The 21,794-nt window shown below is 72.1% G+C and carries 19 protein-coding genes; 11 read left to right on the top strand and 8 right to left on the bottom strand.

From position 1 onward, the window contains the following. Nucleotides 1-137: 137 nt before the first annotated feature. The 4 genes from AB0D45_RS08015 (at nt 138) to AB0D45_RS08000 (ending at nt 4,036) form a co-directional block, all read left to right on the top strand. Nucleotides 138-1,319 carry an MFS transporter gene (locus tag AB0D45_RS08015; RefSeq protein WP_362455955.1) on the top strand — a complete coding sequence of 394 codons (1,182 nt, stop codon included), beginning with the start codon at nt 138-140 and terminating at the stop codon, nt 1,317-1,319. Nucleotides 1,320-1,340: 21 nt separating this feature from the next. After that, nucleotides 1,341-1,850, top strand: coding sequence for a MarR family transcriptional regulator (locus AB0D45_RS08010; RefSeq protein WP_361608857.1), 510 nt, complete (start codon nt 1,341-1,343; stop codon nt 1,848-1,850). Nucleotides 1,851-1,910: 60 nt separating this feature from the next. Then, nucleotides 1,911-2,240: a DUF3817 domain-containing protein gene (locus AB0D45_RS08005; RefSeq protein ID WP_361608855.1), complete on the top strand. Its 330-nt coding sequence runs from the start codon at nt 1,911-1,913 to the stop codon at nt 2,238-2,240. 95 nt (nt 2,241-2,335) lie between these two features. Beyond that, a complete protein-coding gene (locus tag AB0D45_RS08000; RefSeq protein ID WP_362455941.1) occupies nt 2,336-4,036 on the top strand; it encodes a methylmalonyl-CoA mutase family protein in 1,701 nt (566 codons plus the stop codon). Between the two features lie 117 nt (nt 4,037-4,153). Here the strand turns inward: AB0D45_RS08000 and AB0D45_RS07995 are convergent, their stop codons facing one another. After that, a complete protein-coding gene (locus tag AB0D45_RS07995) occupies nt 4,154-4,792 on the bottom strand; it encodes a TetR/AcrR family transcriptional regulator (RefSeq protein ID WP_361608851.1) in 639 nt (212 codons plus the stop codon). 230 nt (nt 4,793-5,022) lie between these two features. Here AB0D45_RS07995 and AB0D45_RS07990 point away from each other — a divergent pair, with 230 nt between their 5' ends. The 4 genes from AB0D45_RS07990 (at nt 5,023) to AB0D45_RS07975 (ending at nt 9,187) form a co-directional block, all read left to right on the top strand. Next, on the top strand, nt 5,023-6,015 hold the full coding sequence (locus AB0D45_RS07990; RefSeq protein WP_361608849.1) for a tetratricopeptide repeat protein: 993 nt from the start codon (nt 5,023-5,025) through the stop codon (nt 6,013-6,015). A 583-nt stretch (nt 6,016-6,598) separates the two neighbouring features. Beyond that, complete coding sequence (locus AB0D45_RS07985; RefSeq protein ID WP_361608847.1) at nt 6,599-7,243, top strand: DUF6230 family protein; 645 nt, start codon at nt 6,599-6,601, stop codon at nt 7,241-7,243. 107 nt (nt 7,244-7,350) lie between these two features. Next, complete coding sequence (locus AB0D45_RS07980) at nt 7,351-7,896, top strand: DUF6114 domain-containing protein (protein ID WP_361608845.1); 546 nt, start codon at nt 7,351-7,353, stop codon at nt 7,894-7,896. Next, nucleotides 7,886-9,187, top strand: a complete 1,302-nt coding sequence (locus AB0D45_RS07975) for a hypothetical protein (protein ID WP_362455939.1) — start codon at nt 7,886-7,888, stop codon at nt 9,185-9,187. Before AB0D45_RS07980 ends, AB0D45_RS07975 begins: the two co-directional genes overlap by 11 nt. 70 nt (nt 9,188-9,257) lie before the next feature. On the opposite strand, the gene AB0D45_RS07970 is transcribed toward AB0D45_RS07975, so the two are convergent. From AB0D45_RS07970 to pta, 4 genes are all read right to left on the bottom strand, one after another. Continuing rightward, nucleotides 9,258-9,617, bottom strand: coding sequence for a hypothetical protein (locus AB0D45_RS07970; RefSeq protein ID WP_362455937.1), 360 nt, complete (start codon nt 9,615-9,617; stop codon nt 9,258-9,260). Between the two features lie 258 nt (nt 9,618-9,875). Beyond that, nucleotides 9,876-11,309, bottom strand: a complete 1,434-nt coding sequence (gene pyk / locus AB0D45_RS07965; RefSeq protein WP_361605669.1) for a pyruvate kinase — start codon at nt 11,307-11,309, stop codon at nt 9,876-9,878. Between the two features lie 61 nt (nt 11,310-11,370). After that, nucleotides 11,371-12,585, bottom strand: a complete 1,215-nt coding sequence (locus tag AB0D45_RS07960; RefSeq protein WP_362455935.1) for an acetate kinase — start codon at nt 12,583-12,585, stop codon at nt 11,371-11,373. A 31-nt stretch (nt 12,586-12,616) separates the two neighbouring features. Beyond that, on the bottom strand, nt 12,617-14,704 hold the full coding sequence (pta, locus tag AB0D45_RS07955) for a phosphate acetyltransferase (RefSeq protein ID WP_362455933.1): 2,088 nt from the start codon (nt 14,702-14,704) through the stop codon (nt 12,617-12,619). A gap of 267 nt (nt 14,705-14,971) precedes the next feature. Between pta and AB0D45_RS07950 the strand changes: the two genes are divergently transcribed. Beyond that, a complete protein-coding gene (locus tag AB0D45_RS07950) occupies nt 14,972-15,997 on the top strand; it encodes an ATP-dependent 6-phosphofructokinase (protein ID WP_361605660.1) in 1,026 nt (341 codons plus the stop codon). Nucleotides 15,998-16,026: 29 nt separating this feature from the next. On the opposite strand, the gene AB0D45_RS07945 is transcribed toward AB0D45_RS07950, so the two are convergent. Next, on the bottom strand, nt 16,027-16,719 hold the full coding sequence (locus AB0D45_RS07945) for a helix-turn-helix domain-containing protein (protein ID WP_361605657.1): 693 nt from the start codon (nt 16,717-16,719) through the stop codon (nt 16,027-16,029). Between the two features lie 375 nt (nt 16,720-17,094). On the opposite strand from AB0D45_RS07945, the gene AB0D45_RS07940 reads away from it, so the two are divergent. Together AB0D45_RS07940 and AB0D45_RS07935 are read left to right on the top strand one after the other, a co-directional pair. Continuing rightward, the gene (locus tag AB0D45_RS07940; protein WP_361605654.1) at nt 17,095-17,484 is read left to right on the top strand and encodes a MerR family transcriptional regulator; all 390 of its coding nucleotides are present in this window, start codon (nt 17,095-17,097) and stop codon (nt 17,482-17,484) included. A gap of 82 nt (nt 17,485-17,566) precedes the next feature. Further along, entirely contained in the window at nt 17,567-17,911 is a 345-nt protein-coding gene (locus tag AB0D45_RS07935; RefSeq protein ID WP_361605651.1) for a thioredoxin domain-containing protein, read from the top strand. On the opposite strand, the gene glgB is transcribed toward AB0D45_RS07935, so the two are convergent. Both glgB and AB0D45_RS07925 read right to left on the bottom strand, forming a co-directional pair. Next, entirely contained in the window at nt 17,901-20,264 is a 2,364-nt protein-coding gene (gene glgB, locus AB0D45_RS07930; RefSeq protein ID WP_362455930.1) for a 1,4-alpha-glucan branching enzyme, read from the bottom strand. The two genes, AB0D45_RS07935 and glgB, sit on opposite strands and share 11 nt — an antisense overlap. Then, nucleotides 20,261-21,628 carry a maltokinase gene (locus AB0D45_RS07925; RefSeq protein WP_361605672.1) on the bottom strand — a complete coding sequence of 456 codons (1,368 nt, stop codon included), beginning with the start codon at nt 21,626-21,628 and terminating at the stop codon, nt 20,261-20,263. Before AB0D45_RS07925 ends, glgB begins: the two co-directional genes overlap by 4 nt. Nucleotides 21,629-21,794 lie beyond the last annotated feature (166 nt).

Genomic DNA, 21,794 nt, shown 5'->3' with positions numbered 1-21,794 from the left:
CCCCGGCCGCCGCCGCCCCGCCCGCCGCGGACCCGCCGCCCGCGGAACCGGGGCCTGCGGGCCTCGCGGCCGGGGCCGTTGCCGCCCGCGCCCGCGGCCGGGCCCGCTCCGCCGCCGCCGGGACGGGCTACCGCCCCGTGTTCCGGGTCCGGGAGTTCCGCGCCGTTTTCGCCGCGCACCTGCTGTCCCTGCTCGGCGTCGTCGTCGCCGAGATCTCCCTCACCGTGCTCGTCTACCGCGCCACCGGCTCCCCACTGATGAGCGCGCTCACCTTCGCCCTCGGCTTCCTGCCCCACGCCCTCGGCGGCACCCTGCTCGCCCCGCTGGCGGACCGGTACCCGGCCCGGCGGGTGCTCGTCGCGTGCGACCTGCTCTGCGCCGCCTGCGCGGCGGCCATGGTCTGGCCGGGGACGCCCGTCGCGGGGATCCTCGTCCTGCGCTGCGCCATGGCCTTCGTCGCGCCCCTCTTCCAGGGCGCCCGCAGCGCCTCCCTCGCCGACATCCTCGGGACGGGGGAGGCCTTCGTACTCGGCCGCTCGCTGCTGCGCATGGTCGCGCAGAGCGCCCAGCTCGCCGGCTTCGGGCTCGGCGGAGTGCTGCTGGCCTTCATCGCCCCGCGCGGGGCGATCGCGCTGACGGCCGCCGGGTTCCTGGCGTCCGCGCTGCTGCTGCGCGTGGGCACCCGGGCCCGGCCCGCCCGGGCCGTCGCCGCCCGCGAGTCCCCGCTCGCCGGGCTGCGCGCCGTCCTCGGCGGGCGGCGGCTGCGGGCGCTCACCCTGCTGTGCTGGCTGCCGCCCGCCTTCGCCGTCGTGCCCGAGGCGCTGCTCGCCCCGTACACCGCGGGCACGGGGGCCGGGACGGTCACGCTCGGGGTGCTGATGTGCGCGCTGCCCGTGGGCACCGTCGCGGGTGAACTCTGGGCCGGCTCGGCGCTCACCGCGCGAACGCGTGCGCGGATCACGGCCCCGCTGGCGGTGGCCTCCCCGCTCCCGCTGCTGCTGTTCGCCGTCCGCCCGGGACCGGTCCTCGTCCTGGCGGCGCTGCTGGCGGCCGGGCTGGCGCACGCCTACACCCTCGGCCTCGACCGGATGTACCTCGACGCCGTCCCCGATGAGCTGCGCGGACGGGCGATGACCCTGCTGAGCACCGGACTCATGACCTTCCAGGGCATCGGCATGGCCCTGGCCGGGGCCGCCGCCGAGTTCCTGCCGGCGCACACCGTGATCGCCGGCGCCGGTGCGCTCGGCGCGGCGGTGGTCGCGCTGCTCCTCGCCGGGGTCCGGCGGCCGAGGGATGAGACGGGGCTCGCGGCCAAATGACCGCCCGGTAGGGTCTGGTGGGTGCCCAAACCGCTCAGCCTCCCCTTCGACCCCATCGCCCGCGCCGACGAACTCTGGCGGCAGCGCTGGGGCCCGGTGCCGTCCATGGCGGCGATCACCTCCATCATGCGCGCGCACCAGATCCTGCTGGCCGGGGTCGACGCGGTGGTCAAGCCGTACGGGCTGACCTTCGCGCGCTACGAGGCGCTGGTGCTGCTCACCTTCTCCCAGGCGGGGGAGCTGCCGATGTCGAAGATCGGCGAGCGCCTGATGGTGCACCCGACCTCGGTGACGAACACCGTGGACCGGCTGGTGAAGTCGGGCCTCGTGGACAAGCGCCCCAACCCGCAGGACGGCCGCGGCACGCTCGCGTCCATCACGGCGAAGGGCCGCGAGGTCGTCGAGGCGGCGACGAAGGACCTGATGGCGGTCGACTTCGGCCTCGGGGTGTACGACGCCGAGGAGTGCGCGGAGATCTTCGCGCTGCTGCGCCCGCTGCGGGTGGCGGCGGCCGACTTCCAGGAGGGCTGAGCCGCCCGCGAGCCGGGGCCGCGTCAAGATCGCGCAAAACGGACGGTTAGGCTCGACGCCATGAAACGAAGCGTGCTGACCCGCTACCGCGTCATGGCCTACGTGACCGCGGTCATGCTCCTGATCCTTTGTGCCTGCATGGTGGCGAAGTACGGCTTCGACACCGGCGCCGGCCTGACCCTCGCGGTCTCGCAGGTCCACGGCGTGCTCTTCATGATCTACCTGGTCTTCGCCTTCGACCTGGGCTCCAAGGCCAAGTGGCCCTTCGGCAAGCTGCTGTGGGTGCTGGTGTCGGGCACCATCCCGCTGGCCGCCTTCTTCGTCGAGCGCGGTGTCCGCGCCGAGGTCGAGCCCCTCGTCGCCGACGGTCTGGCGACCGCGAAGGCCTGAGGCGGGCCCCCGGGCCGTGTCGTCAAACCCCCCGGAGAGACTCTCCGGGGGTTTGCCATCGACATTTACTAGGACGTCCTAGTAAATTCATGGGTATGGACGCTGACGCCATCGAGGAGGGCCGCCGCCGCTGGCAGGCCCGGTATGACAAGGCCCGCAAGCGCGAGGCCGATTTCACGACGCTCTCCGGAGATGACGTCGACCCCGTCTACGGGCCCCGGCCCGGTGACTCGTACGAGGGGTTCGAGCGCATCGGCTGGCCCGGGGAGTACCCCTTCACCCGCGGTCTGCACGCCACCGGCTACCGCGGCCGGACCTGGACCATCCGGCAGTTCGCCGGCTTCGGCAACGCCGAGCAGACCAACGAGCGCTACAAGATGATCCTGGCCGCCGGCGGCGGCGGGCTCTCCGTCGCCTTCGACATGCCGACCCTGATGGGCCGCGACTCCGACGACCCGCGCTCGCTCGGCGAGGTCGGCCACTGCGGCGTCGCCATAGACTCCGCCGCCGACATGGAGGTCCTCTTCAAGGACATCCCGCTGGGCGACGTCACGACCTCGATGACCATCAGCGGGCCCGCCGTGCCCGCCTTCTGCATGTACCTGGTCGCCGCCGAGCGCCAGGGCGTCGACCCGGCCGTGCTCAACGGCACGCTCCAGACCGACATCTTCAAGGAGTACATCGCCCAGAAGGAGTGGCTCTTCGAACCCGAGCCGCACCTGCGCCTCATCGGCGACCTCATGGAGTACTGCGCGAACGGCATCCCCGCCTACAAGCCGCTCTCCGTCTCCGGCTACCACATCCGCGAGGCCGGGGCGACGGCCGCGCAGGAGCTCGCCTACACCCTCGCCGACGGCTTCGGCTACGTGGAACTCGGCCTCTCCCGCGGCCTGGACGTGGACCACTTCGCCTCCGGCCTCTCCTTCTTCTTCGACGCGCACCTCGACTTCTTCGAGGAGATCGCCAAGTTCCGCGCCGCCCGCCGCATCTGGGCCCGCTGGATGAAGGAGGTCTACGGGGCCACGTCGGACAAGGCCATGTGGCTGCGCTTCCACACCCAGACCGCCGGTGTCTCCCTCACCGCGCAGCAGCCCTACAACAACGTCGTGCGCACCGCCGTGGAGGCCCTCGCGGCCGTCCTCGGCGGCACCAACTCCCTGCACACCAACGCCCTCGACGAGACCCTCGCGCTGCCCAGCGAGCAGGCCGCCGAGATCGCGCTGCGCACGCAGCAGGTGCTGATGGAGGAGACCGGCGTGGCCAACGTGGCCGACCCGCTGGGCGGTTCCTGGTACGTCGAGCAGCTCACCGACCGCATCGAGGCCGACGCCGAGAAGATCTTCGAGCAGATCAGGGAGCGCGGCCTGCGCGCCCACCCGGACGGTCGGCACCCCATCGGGCCGATCACCTCCGGCATCCTGCGCGGCATCGAGGACGGCTGGTTCACCGGGGAGATCGCCGAGTCGGCCTTCCAGTACCAGCGCTCCCTGGAGAAGGGCGACAAGCGGGTCGTCGGCGTCAACGTCCACCACGGCTCCGTCACCGGCGACCTGGAGATCCTGCGGGTCAGCCACGAGGTGGAGCGCGAGCAGGTCCGCGCCCTCGCCGCGCGCAAGGAGCGCCGCGACGACGCCAAGGTGACGGCCGCGCTGAAGTCGATGCTGGAGGCCGCCCGGGACGGGTCGAACATGATCCCGGCCATGCTGGACGCGGTACGGGCCGAGGCCACGCTCGGCGAGATCTGCAACGTCCTGCGCGACGAGTGGGGCGTCTACACCGAGCCCGCCGGCTTCTAGCCCGGCCGGAGGTGTGGAACGGCCGGTCGTGCCCCCCGTCCAACCGGGGGGCGCGACCGGCCGATCCGTATCCGCAAGCCGTACGGACAGCCGTACCCGAAGCCTGCCGAGGGCCCGTCAGGTACGGGCCACGCCCTGGAGGCCGTGCATCAGCAGGGCGGTGAAGGCGGCCGCCCACGGTTCGTCCACCGGCTCGCAGCTCACCAGCGCCCGGTGCACCACCGTCCCCGCGATCACGTCGAAGATGAGGTCCGTGGTGCGGCCGGCCAGGGACGCGTCCTCCTCGTCCGGGAGTTCGCCCCGGGCCTGGGCCCGCTCGCGCCCCAGTACGACGAGACGTTTCTGCCGGTCCACGATCGCCGACCGGATCCGGTCGCGCAGCGCCTCGTCCCGGGTGGATTCCGCCACCACCGCCATCAGGGCGGTACGGGCCTCGGGCCGCCTCAGCAGCTGCGCGAACTGGAGCACCACGTCCTCGACGTCGGCCTCCAGCGAGCCCCGGTCCGGGAGTTCCAGCTCGTCGAACAGCTCCGCGACCGCGTCCACGACGAGCTCGTTCTTGCCCGCCCAGCGCCGGTAGAGGGTCGTCTTCGCGACCCCGGCCCGCGCCGAGACGTCCCCCATCGTCAGCTTCGACCAGCCCAGCTCCACCAGCGCGTCCCGGGTCGCCGCGAGGATCGCGGCGTCCGCAGCCGCGCTGCGGGGGCGGCCGGTGCGGCCGGTCGGGGAGCTGGTTCCGGGGCTGGGGTTGCGCATGGCCGAGACCATACCCGCCGGTAGGGGAAATGCCGGGGGGCCGTCCACTGTGGTTCAGATCACGCGGCACTCGGGCTCCGGGCGAGTTACGCTACGGCTCGTAGCGTAAGAGCGACAACCACGCGAAGCTACTGGCGCCAGGTGGGGACCCGGCGCCGAACGACGCACAACGCAGGACGATCTTTCGGGATCCTTTTCGCCGGCGCGCGCACACGGGGGAGGATGTACGCATGCAGCCCAGAAACATGTCCATGAGCGGCGTGGTCGACCTCGCCGCTGTGAAGGCGGCCGGCGAGGCCAAGGCCAAGGCGGAGCAGGCGCGCAGGGACGCGGCCCGGCAGGCCGACGGCGGCGCGGGCAGCGCGCCCGGCGGCGCCGTGGCGCCCTCCGCCCTCGTCTTCGACGTAGCCGAGGCCGGCTTCGAGCGCGATGTGATCCACCTGTCCAACGAGGTCCCGGTCGTCCTCGACTTCTGGGCCGAGTGGTGCGAGCCCTGCAAGCAGCTCGGCCCGCTGCTGGAGCGCCTCGCCGTCGAGGCGAACGGCCGCTTCGTGCTGGCGAAGATCGACGTCGACGCCAACCAGATGCTGATGCAGCAGTTCGGCATCCAGGGCATCCCGGCCGTCTTCGCCGTGGTCGCCGGCCAGGTACTGCCCCTGTTCCAGGGCGTGGCGCCCGAGCAGCAGATCCGCGAGACCCTCGCCCAGCTGGTCCAGGTCGCCGAGGAGCGCTTCGGCCTCACCGGCCTCCAGGTCGACCCCGCCGCCGCGGGCGCCCCGGCGGCCCCCGCCGAGGTGCCGGCCGGTCCGTACGACGCGCTGCTGGAGGCGGCGGTCGTCGCGCTGGACGCGGGTGACCTGGGCGGCGCCGTGCAGGCGTACAAGAACGTACTGGCGGACGACCCGGCCAACAGCGAGGCCAAGCTGGGCCTGGCCCAGGCCGAGCTGCTCAGCCGGGTGCAGCACCTGGACCCGCAGGCGGTGCGCGCCGAGGCCGCCGCGAACCCGAAGGACCCGGCGGCGCAGATGGCCGCGGCCGACCTGGACCTGGCCGGCGGCCACGTCGCCGACGCCTTCGCGCGCCTGGTGGACACCGTGCGGGTGACCTTCGGCGAGGAGCGGGACTCCGTACGGGTCCGGCTGCTGGAGCTGTTCGAGGTGATCGGGGCGGACGACCCCCGCGTCTCGGCGGCGCGTACGGCGCTGGCGCGGGTGCTCTTCTAGCCGGAAGCCCCTGCCGGTCGCGGCGTACCGGCGATTTGTTGACACGGAGATAAACAGCGGCCGCGCTTTGCCAAAACTTGGCAATCGCGGTCGCTGTTACTCCGAGTAAATCGAACCCCGTGAACTGTCCGGTTGGTTCGCTCTCATCCCTTCTGTCGTGGCCCAGGGTCACACCCTGTGTGGCCGCGCGACGGCAGCCGGCAAGGTACCGGTTATCCAGCCGTTACCCGCCAGTAATGACCCCCCTTGTGCCCCGGCCGGGAATGGACCACGATCGGCGACGCTCGGTCCTTCCCGCAGAGCCGCTCACCCGGAACCGCGGCGGAGGGTCCCCACCGGGCCGGCCGGTGACAGTGGCACCGGCCGTGGACAGGGGGGTCTCTGCCACACCGGCAGGGCCTGTCCTCCAGGTTGCGCGAACGCGTGGCCCAGTGGTTGTCGCTCGGGGGTGAACGCCGGTGTATCGGACGCGGCCGCGCCGCGGCTCGGCCGCCTGCGCTTCTTCCCGAGGACGTAGCACTTCTCCCATCCCAGGACGGGCACGGCCCGGACCGGAGATGTACGTCCGAGAAGGAGGAACAAGATGAGTTCTCAGGTTCGTGGCGGAACCAGATGGAAGCGCTTCGCGCTCGTCATGGTGCCGAGCATCGCGGCCACCGCCGCGGTCGGTGTGGGTCTGGCGCAGGGTGCCCTGGCGGCGTCCTTCAGCGTGTCGGGCCAGGACTTCAAGGTGTCGGCCGACTCGCTCGTCGGTGACAATCTGATCCAGTACGGCAGCATCGCCGAAGGCGCGACGCTGGGTAGCGACAAGAAGACCAAGCACCCGGTCACGATCTCCGGCTTCAGCCGCGCCGAGATCACCAACATGTGCCAGTCGCTGGTGACCCCGGTGCCCGGTCTCGGCGCCATCACCCTGCAGCTGCACACGGGCAACAAGGGCAAGCCGGCCGTCGCGGAGAACATCTACCTCGACGTTGCCGAGCTCGATGCGGACGCCAAGTTCGAGCAGCTCGACATCGGTGTCGCGGTGGGCGACGGCAGCCACGCCACCAAGCCGGTTCCGGGCACGGTGGCGGACGGCGGTCTCTTCTCGCAGCGGGCCAAGAAGGCGACGCTGACGAACGTCCGCCAGAAGGCGTGGGCGACGACGGCGGGCACCTTCACGCTGCCGGACCTCAAGCTGCGCCTGCTCAGCGGCGACCAGCCGTGCTACCAGGACGAGAAGTGATTCCGTCCCGTGTGTGACTGACCGGGCGGGCGGGCGGCACAGCAGCCGGACGCCCGTCCGGGCTCCACAGAGTTCTCCGTACCACCGTTTCCAGGGAGCTGTTGTCCATGAACCCCGAGGCCCCGGTCCACGCCGCGGACGATCACTGGCTCACTGTCATGCGCCTCCGCTTCCGTGCCTGGCGTGGGGCCCGTCCTTTCTGGGCAGGTCTCTTCACGCTCCTCGGCGGAGTGCCGATCATCTACTTCCCGTTCGCGGACATCCGGCTGGCCAACGTCTCCCTCGCGATGGCGACGACGTCCGGCTCCGTCTCCCTGATCCTCGGCGTCCTGCTGATCACCCTGGGCATCACCCTCTGGTTCCAGCAGGGCATCCGCGTCTTCGCGGGCGTCGCCGCGATCCTCCTGGCCCTGGTGTCGATCCCGAAGTCCAACCTCGGCGGCTTCTTCATCGGCTTCCTCACCGCCATGGTCGGCGGATGCCTCGCCCTGGCCTGGGCGCCGGGAGCCCCGGACGAGGAAGAGCCGGCGGAGGCGGAGAGGGCGCAGCCCGTGGACCCGTTCTACGGCATCCCCGGACCCCGTGAGACGGAAGCGGCGTACGCGACCGAGACGAATGCCCACGCCGATGGCGGGAGGAACAGTGCCGGGTGACGAGACGCACCGGGGCGTGGCCCCCGGCGCGGAGCCCCGTGAGAGAAGGGGCCCGCGCCATGCGGCGCCCAGAAAATCACTGCTGAACAAGCTCCAGATACCCGTCGGCAAGACGATGGCGCTCGCGGCGATGCCGACGGCGGTCTTCGTCGGGATGGGCATCGCCCCGAAGATGGCGCTCGCCGACGACAAGGACATCCCCTTCGCGCCCGGCCCGTGCGTGACCCGGTCCGACGAGCCCACCCAGTCGGCCTCGCCGTCGCCGTCCACGTCCACGTCCGCGTCGCCGTCGCCGTCGGCCTCCGCCTCGCCCGGTGCGAGCCCTTCCCCGGGTGCGAGCAAGGCCCCGAAGCCGGCGGCGAGCCCGTCGGCCAAGCAGCCCGAGGTCCCGAAGACGCCGAAGCAGCCGTCGGCGAGCCCCACCCCGACCGCGCCGTCCACGTCGGCCACGCCCGCCAAGCCGGCCAACCCGCTGGACCCGCTGGGTGTCGGCGACGCCCTTAAGGGCCTCGTGGACAGCCTCGGCAGGCCCCTCCAGGAAGCGCAGAAGCCGGCCACCCCGGCGCCCGCGCCCGCCACGTCCGCCAAGCCCACCCCGGCCAAGGACCCTGCCGCAGACGCCATCCGCGACGCGGCGAAGAAGGCCGGCGTGAAGGTCGAGGAACTGCCGCAGACGGTCAAGGACACGGTCACCAAGCCGAAGGACGAGACGGGCAAGACGGTCAAGGACGGGGAGAAGGACGGCGCCTCGCCCAGCCCTTCCCCCTCGACGTCGGCGACGACGGACCCGGACGGGAAGCAGCCCTTCCCCTGCCCGACCTTCGACGCCGAGGCCTTCGCCAACGCCAAGCTGGAGCCCGGCATCCCGCTCCTGCCGGACGAGCCTTGGTACCTGGACAGCTCGCTGCTGACCCTCTACGGCCTCGACTACGAGGGCATCGTCGAGGTGAAGACGGCGGGCGGCAAGGTCAAGAAGGTCCTGAAGTTCACGGCGGACTCGCTGGACATCAAGGACCTCTACCAGACCGTCGGCAAGGGCCCCAACATCGCCCACCTCAAGTCGCGCCCGGGCTCCACGTCCAAGATCCGCGACGGCAAGGTGACGATGTACACGGAGAGCCTCAAGGGCAACCTCTTCGGGCTCATCCCGATCGAGTTCACCCCGAACACCCCGCCGCCCCTGAACGTCCCCTTCGCGTTCTTCACGAACGTCAAGGTCGTCCAGGCCGGCCAGTTCGGCGGCAACCTCACCGTCCCGGGCCTGAAGAACTACATCGGCCCGGCGGAGTAGCAGCCGACCCGGACGTGCCGGTGGCCCGCACCCCCTCAGGGGTGCGGGCCACCGTGCGTTCTGCGCAGGGCTAGGAAGCCGCCGCCGGTCCGGCGGGCGGGTCCAGGAGGTCTGCCTTCTCCTGGAGCTCCTCGGCGATGTCGTCCCAGTCGGGGCCGAAGGTGAAGAGGTCCTCGGCCGCTTCGCGCAGCACCGCCGCGTCGTCCGGCCGCTGCAGACAGACGATCCGGTAGGCCAGGTTGCGGGCCCACGGCGGCAGGCCGATGAAGTTCTCGGCCTTCAGCGTGCGCAGCATCGAGAGGATCTCGTCCGGGTCCGCGTAGATGATCGTCTCCACGTACTCGAACTCGGCGAGGCCGAACTGCTCCGGCGTCGCGTCCACCCGGTTCTCCGGGACGACCGCGCGCCCGAGTGTGATCAGGTCCTGCACCGGGATTCCTCGCTCGTTCGTAGGGGGCTCGCGGGATGCGGGGATTGTGCCGCGTCCGGCGGGCCGGCCGACCAGTCCACGGCCGGGTGTGCACCCCCCGTCGCCTCCCCCCGAGGGTTTCACGGCCGGGCGGCCGTCGGTAGTGGGTTTTGGTCGGAGCCACCGGGTGGCGGGCAAAGCACCGAGGGCGGCACCCCGGGGGTCCGGGGTGCCGCCCTCGGTCTCTGTGCGGCAGAGTCAGGCGGTCGGCGTGGGGGCTCAGGCGCCCGCGGCCGTGTCGCCGAGGTGGTGGACGCGGACCATGTTGGTCGTGCCCGGGACGCCGGGGGGCGAGCCGGCCGTGATGACCATGGTGTCGCCCGGGTTGAAGCGCTGGAGCTTGAGCACCTCGCCGTCCACCAGGTCGACCATTGCGTCGGTGGTGTCCACGTGCGGGACGATCGCCGACTCGACGCCCCAGCTCAGCGTGAGCTGGTTGCGGGTGTTGACGTCCGTGGTGAAGGCCAGGATCGGCTGCTGGGCGCGGTAGCGCGACAGGCGGCGGGCCGTGTCACCGGACTGGGTGAAGGCGACCAGGGCCTTGCCGTCCAGGAAGTCCGCGATCTCGCAGGCCGCGCGGGCGACGGAGCCGCCCTGGGTACGCGGCTTCTTGCCCGGGACCAGCGGCTGGAGGCCCTTGGCGAGGAGCTCCTCCTCGGCCGCAGTAACGATCTTCGACATCGTCTTGACGGTCTCGATCGGGTAGGCGCCCACCGAGGACTCGGCGGACAGCATGACCGCGTCGGCGCCGTCGAGGATGGCGTTGGCGACGTCGGAGGCCTCCGCGCGGGTCGGGCGGGAGTTGGTGATCATCGACTCCATCATCTGGGTCGCGACGATCACCGGCTTGGCGTTGCGGCGGCACATCTCGATGAGCCGCTTCTGGACCATCGGGACCTTCTCGAGCGGGTACTCGACGGCCAGGTCGCCGCGGGCCACCATGACCGCGTCGAAGGCCGCGACGACGGCCTCCATGTTCTCGACGGCCTGGGGCTTCTCCACCTTGGCGATGACGGGGACCCGGCGGCCCTCCTCGTCCATGACGCGGTGGACGTCCTTGACGTCGCTGGCGTCGCGGACGAAGGAGAGGGCGACCATGTCGCAGCCCATCCGCAGGGCGAAGCGCAGGTCGTCGACGTCCTTCTCGGAGAGGGCGGGGACGTTGACGGCGGCACCGGGCAGGTTGATGCCCTTGTGGTCGGAGATCACACCGCCCTCGATGACGATGGTCCTGACCCGCGGGCCCTCGACCTCGGTCACCCGCAGTTCGACGTTGCCGTCGTTGATCAGGATCTGGTCACCCTTGGCGACGTCGCCCGGGAGGCCCTTGTAGGTGGTGCCGCAGATGGACTTGTCGCCCGGGACGTCCTCGGTGGTGATGGTGAACTCGTCACCGCGCACCAGCTCGACGGGACCCTCGGCGAAGGTCTCGAGACGGATCTTGGGGCCCTGGAGGTCGGCGAGGACGCCGACCGCGCGCCCGGTGTCCTCGGAGACCTTCCGGACGCGGTCGTACCGCTCCTGGTGTTCTGCCTGGGACCCGTGGCTGAAGTTGAATCGGGCCACGTTCATACCTGCCTCGATGAGCGCTTTCAGCTGCTCATACGAGTCGACGGCGGGGCCCAGCGTGCAGACGATTTTGGAACGGCGCATGACCGGATCCTATCCGTTTGTTTCGTAGCGGAATATTCCGTCTGGCGGAAAGTCCAAGTGACTACTGGGTAACCAACGCGTACGCCTGGGAGGCGATCTCCAGTTCCTCATCGGTCGGCACCACGGCCACCGCCACCCGCGCGTGGTCCGGGGAGATCAGCCGGGGCTCCGGGGAGCGGACGGCGTTCGCCTCTGGGTCCAGCGCGAGGCCGAGCTGCTCCAGGCCGCTGATCGCCGCCTCCCGCACGGCGGAGGCGTTCTCGCCGACGCCCGCCGTGAACACCACCGCGTCCACCCGCCCCAGCACCGCCGTGTAGGCGCCGATGTACTTCTTCAGCCGGTGGACGTAGGACGCCAGCGCGAGCCCGGCCGCCTCGTCGCCCTCGCCCGCGCGCCGCGTCACCTCGCGCATGTCGTTGTCGCCGCACAGACCCAGCAGACCGCTCTTCTTGTTGAGGAGCGAGTCGATCTCGTCGACGGACAGCCCGGCCACCCGGGCCAGGTGGAAGATGACCGCCGGGTCCAGGTCGCCCGAGCGGGTCCCCATGACCAGGCCCTCCAGCGGGGTCAGGCCCATCGAGGTCTCCACGCAGACCCCGCCCCGCACCGCCGAGGCGGAGGCGCCGTTGCCCAGGTGCAGCACGATCACGTTCACGTCCTCCACCGCCCTGCCCAGCAGGGCGGCCGCCGCCCGCGAGACGTAGGCGTGGGACGTGCCGTGGAAGCCGTACCGCCGGATGGCGTACTTCTCGGCCGTCGCCGCGTCGATCGCGTACCGCGCCACGTGCTCCGGCATCGTGGAGTGGAAGGCGGTGTCGAAGACGGCCACCTGCGGCAGGTCCGCGCGCAGCTCGCGCGCCACCTCGATGCCGGTCACGTTCGCCGGGTTGTGCAGCGGGGCCAGCGGGATCAGGCTGCGGATCTCCGCCAGTACCTCCTCGTCCACCACCGTCGGCTGCGTGAACCGCGTCCCGCCGTGCACCACCCGGTGGCCCACGGCCGCGAGGTCGGGGGAGTCCAGGCCGAGGCCGTCGGCCGCCAGCTCCGCCGCGACCGCCCGCAGGGCGGCCCCGTGGTCCGGGATCGGGCCGAGCCGCTCGCGCCGGCCGCCCCGGGCGCCGGCTCCGGTGAGCGGCTCGTGCACCAGGCGGGAGGTCTCCTCGCCGATGCGCTCCACCAGGCCGACGGCGAGGCGGGAGCGGTCCGCCATGTCCAGCAGCTGGTACTTCACCGACGAGGACCCGGAGTTGAGGACGAGTACGCGCGTTGCGGTCACGATGGGGGATCTTTCCTTCGGGTGGAGGGGTTTACCGGGAGGGGGACTGCGGCTGCGACTGCGCCTGGATCGCGGTGATCGCCACGGTGGTGACGATGTCCTGGACCAGCGCGCCGCGCGAGAGGTCGTTGACCGGCTTGCGCAGGCCCTGGAGCACCGGGCCGACCGCGACGGCGCCCGCCGAACGCTGCACGGCCTTGTACGTGTTGTTGCCCGTGTTCAGGTCGGGGAAGATCAGCACGCTCGCCCGCCCGGCCACCTCGGAGCCCGGCAGCTTGGTCGCGGCCACCGAGGGCTCCACGGCGGCGTCGTACTGGATCGGGCCCTCGACGGCCAGGTCGGGGCGCTGCGCGCGGACGGTCTCGGTGGCCTTGCGGACCTTCTCCACGTCCGCTCCGGAGCCCGAGGTGCCCGTCGAGTACGAGAGCATCGCGATCCGCGGCTCGACCCCGAAGGCCGCCGCGGTGGCCGCCGACTGGACGGCGATGTCGGCGAGCTGCTCGGCGTCGGGATCCGGGTTGACCGCGCAGTCGCCGTAGACCAGGACCCGGTCGGCCAGGCACATGAAGAAGACCGAGGAGACGATGGAGGCCTCCGGCTTGGTCTTGATGATCTCGAAGGCCGGGCGGATGGTGGCGGCGGTGGAGTGCACCGAGCCGGAGACCATGCCGTCGGCCAGGCCCTCCTGGACCATCAGGGTGCCGAAGTAGTTGACGTCGGTGACCACGTCGTGGGCCAGCTCGACGGACATGCCCTTGTGCGCGCGGGCCTTGGCGTAGTACTCGGCGAAACGTTCCCGCAGCGGTGACGTCGCCGGGTCGATCAGCTGCGCGGCCGAGATGTCGACGCCCAGGTCGCCGGCCTTCTTCAGGATCGCCTGCTCCTCGCCCAGCAGCGTCAGGTCGCAGACCCCCCTGCGCAGCACCACGTCCGCGGCGCGCAGCACGCGCTCCTCGGTGCCCTCGGGCAGCACCACGCGGCGCCGCTCGGAGCGGGCCCGCTCCAGCAGCTCGTGCTCGAACATCATCGGGGTGACGCGCTCCGAGCGGGCCACCGACAGCAGCCCGCGCAGTTCGGCGGTGTCCACGTGCCGCTCGAAAAGGCCGAGCGCGGTCTCCAGCTTGCGCGGGGTCGCGGAGTTCAACCGGCTCTGGAGCGAGAAGAGTTCGGTGGCGGTCGGGAAGCTGTTGCCGGCCACCGAGACCACCGGGGTGCCGGGGGCGAGCTTCGAGGCCAGGGTGAGGACGTCCTCGGACGGGCGCTCGTTCAGGGTCAGCAGCACCCCGGCGATCGGCGGGGTGCCCGAAGCGTGCGCGGCCAGCGCCCCCACGACCAGGTCGGCGCGGTCGCCGGGCGTGACGACCAGGCAGCCGGGGGTCAGGGCGTTCAGGAAGTTCGGCAGCATCGCGCCGCCGAACACGAAGTCCACGGCGTCGCGGGCGAGCCCTGCGTCGTCGCCCAGCAGCACCTCGCCGCCGAGCGCCCGGGTGATCTGGGCGACGGTCGGGGCGGAGAGGGACTTGTCGTCCGGCAGCACGTAGCAGGGCACGGGGAGGCGGGCGGCGAGCCGCTCGGCTATGACGTCGCGGTCCTCGGGGGCCACCCGGTTCACGACCATGGCCACGACGTGGCAGCCCAGGCTCTCGTAGGCCCGGTGGGCGCTCTGGGCCTCGGCGCGCACGGCCTCGGCGGGGTGCCTGGTGCCGCCGACGACGGGCACGACGACGGCGCCGAGCTCGTTGGCGAGGCGGGCGTTCAGCGCCAGCTCGTCGGGCAGGTTGGTGTCGGCGTAGTCGGTGCCGAGCACGAGCATGACCTCGTAGTCACGGGCCACCCGGTGGTAGCGGTCGACCAGCCGGGAGACCAGCTCGTCGGCGCCCTTCTCGGCCAGGACGGCGGCGGCCTCGTGGTACTCCATCCCGTAGGCCGTGGCGGCGTCCTGCTCGATCCGGTACCGGGCCCTGAGCAGCTCGAAGAGCCGGTCCGGCGCGTCGTGCAGCAGGGGGCGGTACACGCCCACCCGGCCCGTCTGGCGCGTCAGGAGTTCCATGATCCCCAGCTCGACGACCTGTCGGCCGTCTCCCCGCTCGATACCGGTCACGTACACGCTGCGCGTCACGCGTGCTCTCCGTCCCATCTGGATGTCTCATTGATGTGGCTCGACCTCTTGACAATACCTCTGTCAGTGGATAGGGCGCCCCTGGGAATGGGTCCGGCCGGGAGGGACGAAAGACCGCGCGGGGCGGTGGCGCCGGACGGCGCACCCCTCCCTGAACGTGGAACAATCGGACAGGCGACATCAATACGCCTTACATATGTACGGCCGGCCGGCCGCGCGCACCCCCGCGTACGGCCGGAGCCGACCGGGAGCAGGAGACACAGGACGATGCGTATCGGAGTTCTCACCGCAGGCGGCGACTGCCCGGGCCTGAACGCCGTCATCCGGTCGGTCGTACACCGTGCCCTGGTCGGACACGGGGACGAGGTCATCGGCTTCGAGGACGGCTTCAAGGGCCTCCTCGACGGCCACTACCGCCCCCTGGACATCAACGCCGTCAGCGGCATCCTGGCCCGCGGCGGCACGATCCTCGGCTCGGCGCGCATGGAGCGCGCCCGGCTGCACGAAGCCGCGGAGAACGCCCACGAACTGGCGAGGCGTTACGGCATCGACGCGCTCATCCCGATCGGCGGCGAAGGCACCCTGACGGCCGCCCGGATGCTCGCGGACGCCGGGATGCCGGTCGTCGGCGTGCCGAAGACCATCGACAACGACATCTCCTCCACCGACCGCACCTTCGGCTTCGACACCGCCGTCACCGTCGCCACCGAGGCCATAGACCGCCTCAAGACCACCGCCGAGTCGCACCAGCGCGTGATGGTCGTCGAGGTCATGGGCCGCCACGCCGGCTGGATCGCCCTGGAGTCCGGCATGGCCGGCGGCGCCCACGGCATCTGCCTGCCCGAGCGCCCCTTCGAGGTGGACGCCCTGGTGAAGATGGTGGAGGAACGCTTCGCCCGGGGGAAGAAGTTCGCCGTCGTCTGCGTCGCCGAGGGCGCGCACCCGGCCGCGGGCTCCATGCCGTACGAGAAGGGCGCCATCGACCAGTACGGCCACGAGCGCTTCGCCGGCATCGGCAACCGCCTGGCCATCGAGCTGGAGCACCGGCTCGGCAAGGAGGCCCGCCCGGTCATCCTCGGCCACGTCCAGCGCGGCGGTGTGCCGACCGCGTACGACCGCGTCCTGGCCACCCGGTTCGGCTGGCACGCCGTCGAGGCCGTGCACCGCGGGGACTTCGGCAACATGACCGCCCTGCGCGGCACCGACATCGTGATGGCCCCGCTGGCCGCGGCCGTCACCGAGCTGAAGACCGTCCCCGACCACCGCATGTACGAGGCCGAGTCGGTCTTCTGACCGGCCGGGCGCCGCTCGCGCGCGATGTCCTACCCCGCGCCGCCGGCCAGGGCCCAGAAGCGGTCCGTGATCTCCGCGAGGAACTGCCGGCCCGCGTCGCCGGTACTGGCCGAGCCGCCCGCGCCGCCCCAGTTGAGGGTGGCCAGCATCCGCGACTGGTAGTCGTCGTGCAGGAGCCCGAGGACGTGCTCCAGGTGGGCCTTGGGCACCGGCAGCAGCTTGCCCAGCGGCTTCACGTAGGCCTGCCAGCGGGTGGTGACCGCGCTGCGCAGCAGCTCGGCGAGCTCGTCGTGCTTGCCGGTCGCCGTCACGAACTGGGCCAGCGTCAGCCCGAGCACCGAGGCGAGGGCGGCGGACTGCCGCTCGTTGCCCTTCCAGCGCCCGGTGTCCTCCATCTTCCGGTACGCGTTCGCCTCCAGCCCGACGCGGCGGGCCAGGTCCTCGGGGTCCAGGCCGCGGGCGATGCGGTGTTCCCGCAGGGTGACGGGCTCGGCCAGAAGCTCCGCGGGGGAGCACCAGAGCACGCCGGCCAGGGCCGTGAGCTCGGTGGAGGTGGGCGACTGCTCGCCCCGCTCCCAGGCCATCACGGTCTCCGGTGCGACGAGCAGTCCGTACTGGGCCCGCAGGCCGTAGGCGACATGGCCGGGAGCCATGCCCAGGGCCGCGCGCAGGCGGCGCGCGGCGGGGGCGTTGAAAGGGGGGCTGGAGTGCACAGGGCACACGGTAGGAGTGGCCAAGGAGTGACGGCTACAGACTATTCAAACAAGCCCATAACTCGTAGGAAAGTCCTATGGAGTTCATGACTTTGGGCGGTTTTCCCGGCGACTGTCCGGTAATCGGATCATGGGAAGATCCATTTACAGCGTACGGATTCAGCCACTCCATTTCAGGTGACCCGGCAAGCCCGTCGAGTGATCCCGGTCACAGCACCTGAACCGGCCGTCCCTCCCGTCCGTGATCCATATCGGGGCCCTCGCATACGGGGGTGGCGAGGGCCCCCAGGCCGGGGCCCCGACACCGCGGGAACGCCTCCCGCGCCCCTCTTCCGCGTCCGCTCCTCTTTCCTTGACGTCGGCGTCAGGGAATACGGTCGGGCCATGCGCATCGGCGAACTGGCGAAGCGGGCCGGGACCAGCACCCGGACGCTCAGGTACTACGAATCACGCGGGCTGCTTGCGGCCCGCCGCACCGGCAACGGCTACCGCGACTACGACGAGGACGACCTGCGCCTGCTGCGGCAGATCCGCACCCTCCAGGACTTCGGCTTCGAGCTGGAGGAGACCCGGCCGTTCGTCGAGTGCCTGCGCGCCGGCCACCCGGCCGGCGACTCCTGCCCGGCCTCGCTCGCGGTGTACCGCCGCAAGCTCGCCGAGCTGGACGGCCTGATCGGCCAGCTGGCCGACGTCCGCGAGCAGGTCGCCCGCCAGCTGTCCGCGGCCGAGGAGGCCGCCGCGGAAGCCGTACCGCGCTGTGAGATGACCGGCTGACCCGCCGGCCGCGGGCATCCGCCCGCGACCGGACGCGGCGGGCCGCCGCGTCACCAGACATCGGACGTGAGAGGGGAACGACATGATCCACGCCAAGGGTGTGGCAGAAGTGACCGACGAGGACTTCGCGGCGGAGGTGCTGGCCGAACGGGGCCGGCCCGTACTGGTGGAGTTCACCGCGGACTGGTGCGGTCCCTGCCGCCAGCTCGCCCCCGTGCTCTCCGCCATCGCCGCCGAGGAGGCGGCCCGCCTCAAGGTCGTCCAGATCGACGCGGACAGCAACCCCGGCGCCGTCACGCGCTACGGGGTGCTGTCCATGCCGACCATGCTCGTCTTCCGCGACGGCGAACCCGTCAAGCAGGTGGTCGGAGCCCGCGCCAAGCGCCGGCTGCTTCAGGAGCTCGACGAGGTGTGGCTCACGGCCTGAGCCAGACCGTCGCCATCGGCGGGAGCGTCATCCGCAGGCTCACCGCACGCCCCTGGGCCGGCACCGGCTCGGGGCGCAGCGGCCGGGCGTGGTGGACGCCGCTCCCGCCGTACGCCTCCATGTCCGTGTTGAGGACCTCCCGCCACTGCGGCACCTCCTCCGGGACCCCGATCCGGTAGCCGTGCCGGACCACGGGGGAGAAGTTCGACACGCACAGCAGCTGCGAACCGTCCTGCGCGTACCGCAGGAAGGCGAACACGTTGTCGTCCGAGGCGTCCGCCTCGACCCAAGCGAAGCCCTCCGGCACCGAGTCCCGCTCCCACAGCGCCGGAGCCGCTCCGTACGCCCGGTTCAGGTCGCGCACCAGGTCGCGCACCCCCCGGTGGTCGCCGGCCGCCGGATACGCCGGGTCCAGCACCCACCAGTCCGGCCCGTAGGCCTCCGACCATTCGGAACCCTGCGCGAACTCCTGTCCCATGAACAGTAGTTGCTTGCCCGGATGGGCCCACATGAAGCCCAGGTAGGCGCGGTGCGTGGCCCGCTGCTGCCACCAGTCCCCCGGCATCTTCGACACCAGCGCGCGCTTGCCGTGCACCACCTCGTCGTGCGAGATCGGCAGGACGTAGTTCTCGCTGAAGGCGTACACCATCGCGAAGGTCATGTCGTGGTGGTGGTACTTGCGGTGCACCGGCTCCTTCGACACGTACCGCAGGGTGTCGTGCATCCAGCCCATGTTCCACTTCAGGCCGAAGCCCAGGCCGCCCGAGTCCGTCGGCCGCGTGACCCCGTCCCAGGCCGTGGACTCCTCCGCGATGGTCACCACTCCCGGGCAGCGCCGGTAGACCGTCGCGTTCATCTCCTGGAGCAGCGCCACCGCGTCCAGGTCCTCCCGGCCGCCGTGCTCGTTCGGCGACCAGTCGCCCTCGTCGCGCGAGTAGTCCAGGTACAGCATCGAGGCCACCGCGTCCACGCGCAGCCCGTCCACGTGGAACTCCTGGCACCAGTAGACGGCGTTGGCGACGAGGAAGTTGCGGACCTCCTTGCGCCCGTAGTCGAACTCCAGCGTCCCCCAGTCCGGGTGCGCGGCCCGGCGCGGGTCCTGGTGCTCGTACAGCGGCCGGCCGTCGAACTCCGCGAGCGCCCACTCGTCGCGCGGGAAGTGCGCGGGCACCCAGTCGACGATCACCCCGATCCCGGCCCGGTGCAGCGCGTCCACCAGCAGGCGGAAGTCGTCCGGGGTGCCCATCCGCGAGGTCGGCGCGTAGAAACCGGTGACCTGGTAGCCCCAGGAGCCGCCGAAGGGGTGCTCGGCGACCGGCATGAACTCCACGTGCGTGAAGCCGAGCTCCTTGACGTACGCGGGGAGCTGGTCGGCCAGCTGCCGGTAGCTCAGCCCCGGCCGCCAGGACGCCAGGTGCAGCTCGTACACCGAGAACGGCGCCTGGTGCGCCGGGCGGGCGGCGCGCGTGGCCATCCACTCGGCGTCCTGCCACACGAACCGCGAGGCGGTGACCACCGAGGCGGTGGCCGGCGGCACCTCGGCGTACTGCGCCATCGGGTCGGCGCGCAGCGTGTGGCTGCCGTCCGGGCGCGTGATGTCGTACTTGTACAGGGTGCCCTCGCCGACACCGGGCAGGAACAGCTCCCACACCCCGCTGGAGCCGAGCGAGCGCATCGGGTGGGCGAGCGAGTCCCAGTACGAGAAGTCCCCGGTGACCCGCACCCCCTGGGCGTTGGGCGCCCACACCGTGAAGCGGGTGCCGGCCACGCCCTGGTGCTCCATCGGCCGGGCGCCGAGCGCCGTCCACAGCTCCTCGTGGCGGCCCTCGCCGATCAGGTGCAGGTCCAGCTCCCCCAGGGCGGGCAGGAACCGGTAGGGGTCGTCGACCTCGATCTCGACGCTGTCGTACGCCACCAGCAGCCGGTAGTCCGGCACCCCGGTCAGCGGCAGCAGCCCGGAGAACAGCCCGTCGCCCTCGTCGAAGAGCTCGGCCCGCAGCCCCTTGGCCACGACGGTGACGGTCTTCGCGAACGGGCGCAGCACGCGGAAGACGACCCCGCCGCGCTGCGCACGGGCACCCAGCACCCCGTGCGGGTCGTGGTGGCGGCCCTCCAGCAGCCGGGCCCGCTCCTCCCCGCCCAGCGGGGGCGCCGGCCGGACCCCGTGCGGCGGGGCGGCGCGGCGGGCCCGCGGGGCCCGGGGGCGCTTGGCGGGTCCGGCCCCGGGATCGGCTGCCGCTACGGCCTCGGGCTCGGCTGCGGGTTCGGCTGCCGCTACGGCCTCGGGCTCGGCTGCGGGTACGGCTGCGGCTTCCTCGCGGACGGTCGGTGACGGCTGTCGTGCGGCGCTCACGCGAGCGGCCTCCTCGGGGGCTTCGGATGCGGGGCGGGGGCGGTGCCGGGAACCGGCGGGGGCATGCGGTGTGCGGGCCGCTGCGGCTCCGACAGCCGGCGGATCGCCGCCATCGGGACGTGCAGCCAGTCGGGGCGGTGCCGGGACTCGTACCGGGCCTCGTACACCGCCTTGTCGGTCTCGTACGCCCGCAGCAGGACCGGGTCCTCGCGCGGGTCGCGCCCGGTGGTGCGGGCGTAGCCCTCGCAGAACGCGGTCCGGCAGGCGTCCGCCCAGGCCGGGGCGAAGGGCCGGTGCGAGCGGGCGGCGTAGTCGAAGGAGCGCAGTATCCCGGCGACGTCGCGGACCGCCGGCTCGGGGCGGCGGCGGTCGGCCAGCGGCCGGGCCGGCTCCCCCTCGAAGTCGATCAGCGCCCAGCCGCCGTCGGCGGTGCGCAGGGTCTGGCCCAGGTGCAGGTCGCCGTGGATGCGCTGGGCGTGGACCCCGGTGCCCCGGGAGGCGGCCAGCGCGTCGAAGGCGCCGCGCAGCCCGGCCTCGTACGGCCGCAGCGCGGGAACCTCGCGGCAGGTGGCGGCCAGCCGGGCGGTCATCCCCGCGGCGAGCCGCGCGGTCTGCTCGGGGCCCAGGGCGACGGTGGGCAGGGCGGCCGCGAGCGCGCTGTGCACCTCGGCGGTGGCCCGCCCCAGCGCGTGCGCCTCGGCGGTGAAGTCCGCCCCCGCCCGGAGTCTGCGCAGGGCCAGCTGCCAGCCGTCGTCGGAGCCGCGCAGGTAGGGCTGGAGCACGCCCAGGGTCAACGGTTCTCCACTGGCCGGCTGGGCCTCGTACCAGGCGACCGGGGCGGGTACGCGGGTGCAGCCGGCGGCGGCCAGGGCCCTCGGCAGCTCCAGGTCCGGGTTGACGCCGGGACCGACCCGGCGGAACACCTTGAGGATGTACGCGTCCCCGTAGATCAGCGAGGAGTTCGTCTGCTCCCCGGACAGCGGCCGGGGGGCCAGTCCGGCCGCGACGGGCGCGTCCGGGTCCCGGTCGAAGCGGAGCGGGCCCAGCGCCCCGGGGGCGCGCAATCGTTCCAGCAGCAGGGCGGCCAGCCTGGGGTCGCCCAGCGCCTCGTACACGGCCCGGCCCGCGTACGGGCCGTCCGGGGCGTGCCCGATCAGCGCGGGCGCGAGGGCGGGCGGGAGCGGGGAGGGGCGGATGCCCAGCAGGAGCTGGTAGCAGTCCCCGTCCACGTCCAGGAGCAGGTGCAGCAGTTGGGGGGTGGTGCCCGGCGGCAGCAGTTCGGCCGCCGAGACGGCCTCGATCCTGTCGATCCGGCGTCCCTTGCCGGCGAACCAGCGCTGTGCGGGCAGCCAGTCCCGCAGCATCGGTTCGAGTACGGCGGTCGCGGCTCTTCCCGTGATACCGGCGGCCCGGTCGGCCGTGAGCCGGCTCCGGGCGGATGCAGCCTCCGACATGGCGTCGCGTCCTTTCCCCGGGCCGTCACAGAATGCGCAGAGTGTCCCGGATGTGCGGCAGTTGCTACTCCGGTAT

The sequence above is a fragment of the Streptomyces sp. NPDC048352 genome, from assembly GCF_040651895.1.
Lineage (GTDB): Bacteria > Actinomycetota > Actinomycetes > Streptomycetales > Streptomycetaceae > Streptomyces.
The sequence above is the reverse complement of the archived record's forward strand: the minus strand, read 5'-3'. Positions and strand labels throughout refer to the sequence as shown.

Excerpts from the sequence above, each read along its gene's own strand:
- AB0D45_RS07990 (WP_361608849.1), top strand. The coding sequence starts at position 5,023 with ATGCAGCCCAGAAACATGTCCATGAGCGGCGTGGTCGACCTCGCCGCT.
- AB0D45_RS07925 (WP_361605672.1), bottom strand. The coding sequence starts at position 21,628 with ATGCTGCGGGACTGGCTGCCCGCACAGCGCTGGTTCGCCGGCAAGGGA.
- AB0D45_RS07980 (WP_361608845.1), top strand. The coding sequence starts at position 7,351 with ATGAACCCCGAGGCCCCGGTCCACGCCGCGGACGATCACTGGCTCACT.
- AB0D45_RS07985 (WP_361608847.1), top strand. The coding sequence starts at position 6,599 with ATGAGTTCTCAGGTTCGTGGCGGAACCAGATGGAAGCGCTTCGCGCTC.
- AB0D45_RS07950 (WP_361605660.1), top strand. The coding sequence starts at position 14,972 with ATGCGTATCGGAGTTCTCACCGCAGGCGGCGACTGCCCGGGCCTGAAC.
- AB0D45_RS07940 (WP_361605654.1), top strand. The coding sequence starts at position 17,095 with ATGCGCATCGGCGAACTGGCGAAGCGGGCCGGGACCAGCACCCGGACG.
- AB0D45_RS07935 (WP_361605651.1), top strand. The coding sequence starts at position 17,567 with ATGATCCACGCCAAGGGTGTGGCAGAAGTGACCGACGAGGACTTCGCG.
- AB0D45_RS08005 (WP_361608855.1), top strand. The coding sequence starts at position 1,911 with ATGAAACGAAGCGTGCTGACCCGCTACCGCGTCATGGCCTACGTGACC.
- pyk (WP_361605669.1), bottom strand. The coding sequence starts at position 11,309 with ATGCGCCGTTCCAAAATCGTCTGCACGCTGGGCCCCGCCGTCGACTCG.
- AB0D45_RS07995 (WP_361608851.1), bottom strand. The coding sequence starts at position 4,792 with ATGCGCAACCCCAGCCCCGGAACCAGCTCCCCGACCGGCCGCACCGGC.
- AB0D45_RS08000 (WP_362455941.1), top strand. The coding sequence starts at position 2,336 with ATGGACGCTGACGCCATCGAGGAGGGCCGCCGCCGCTGGCAGGCCCGG.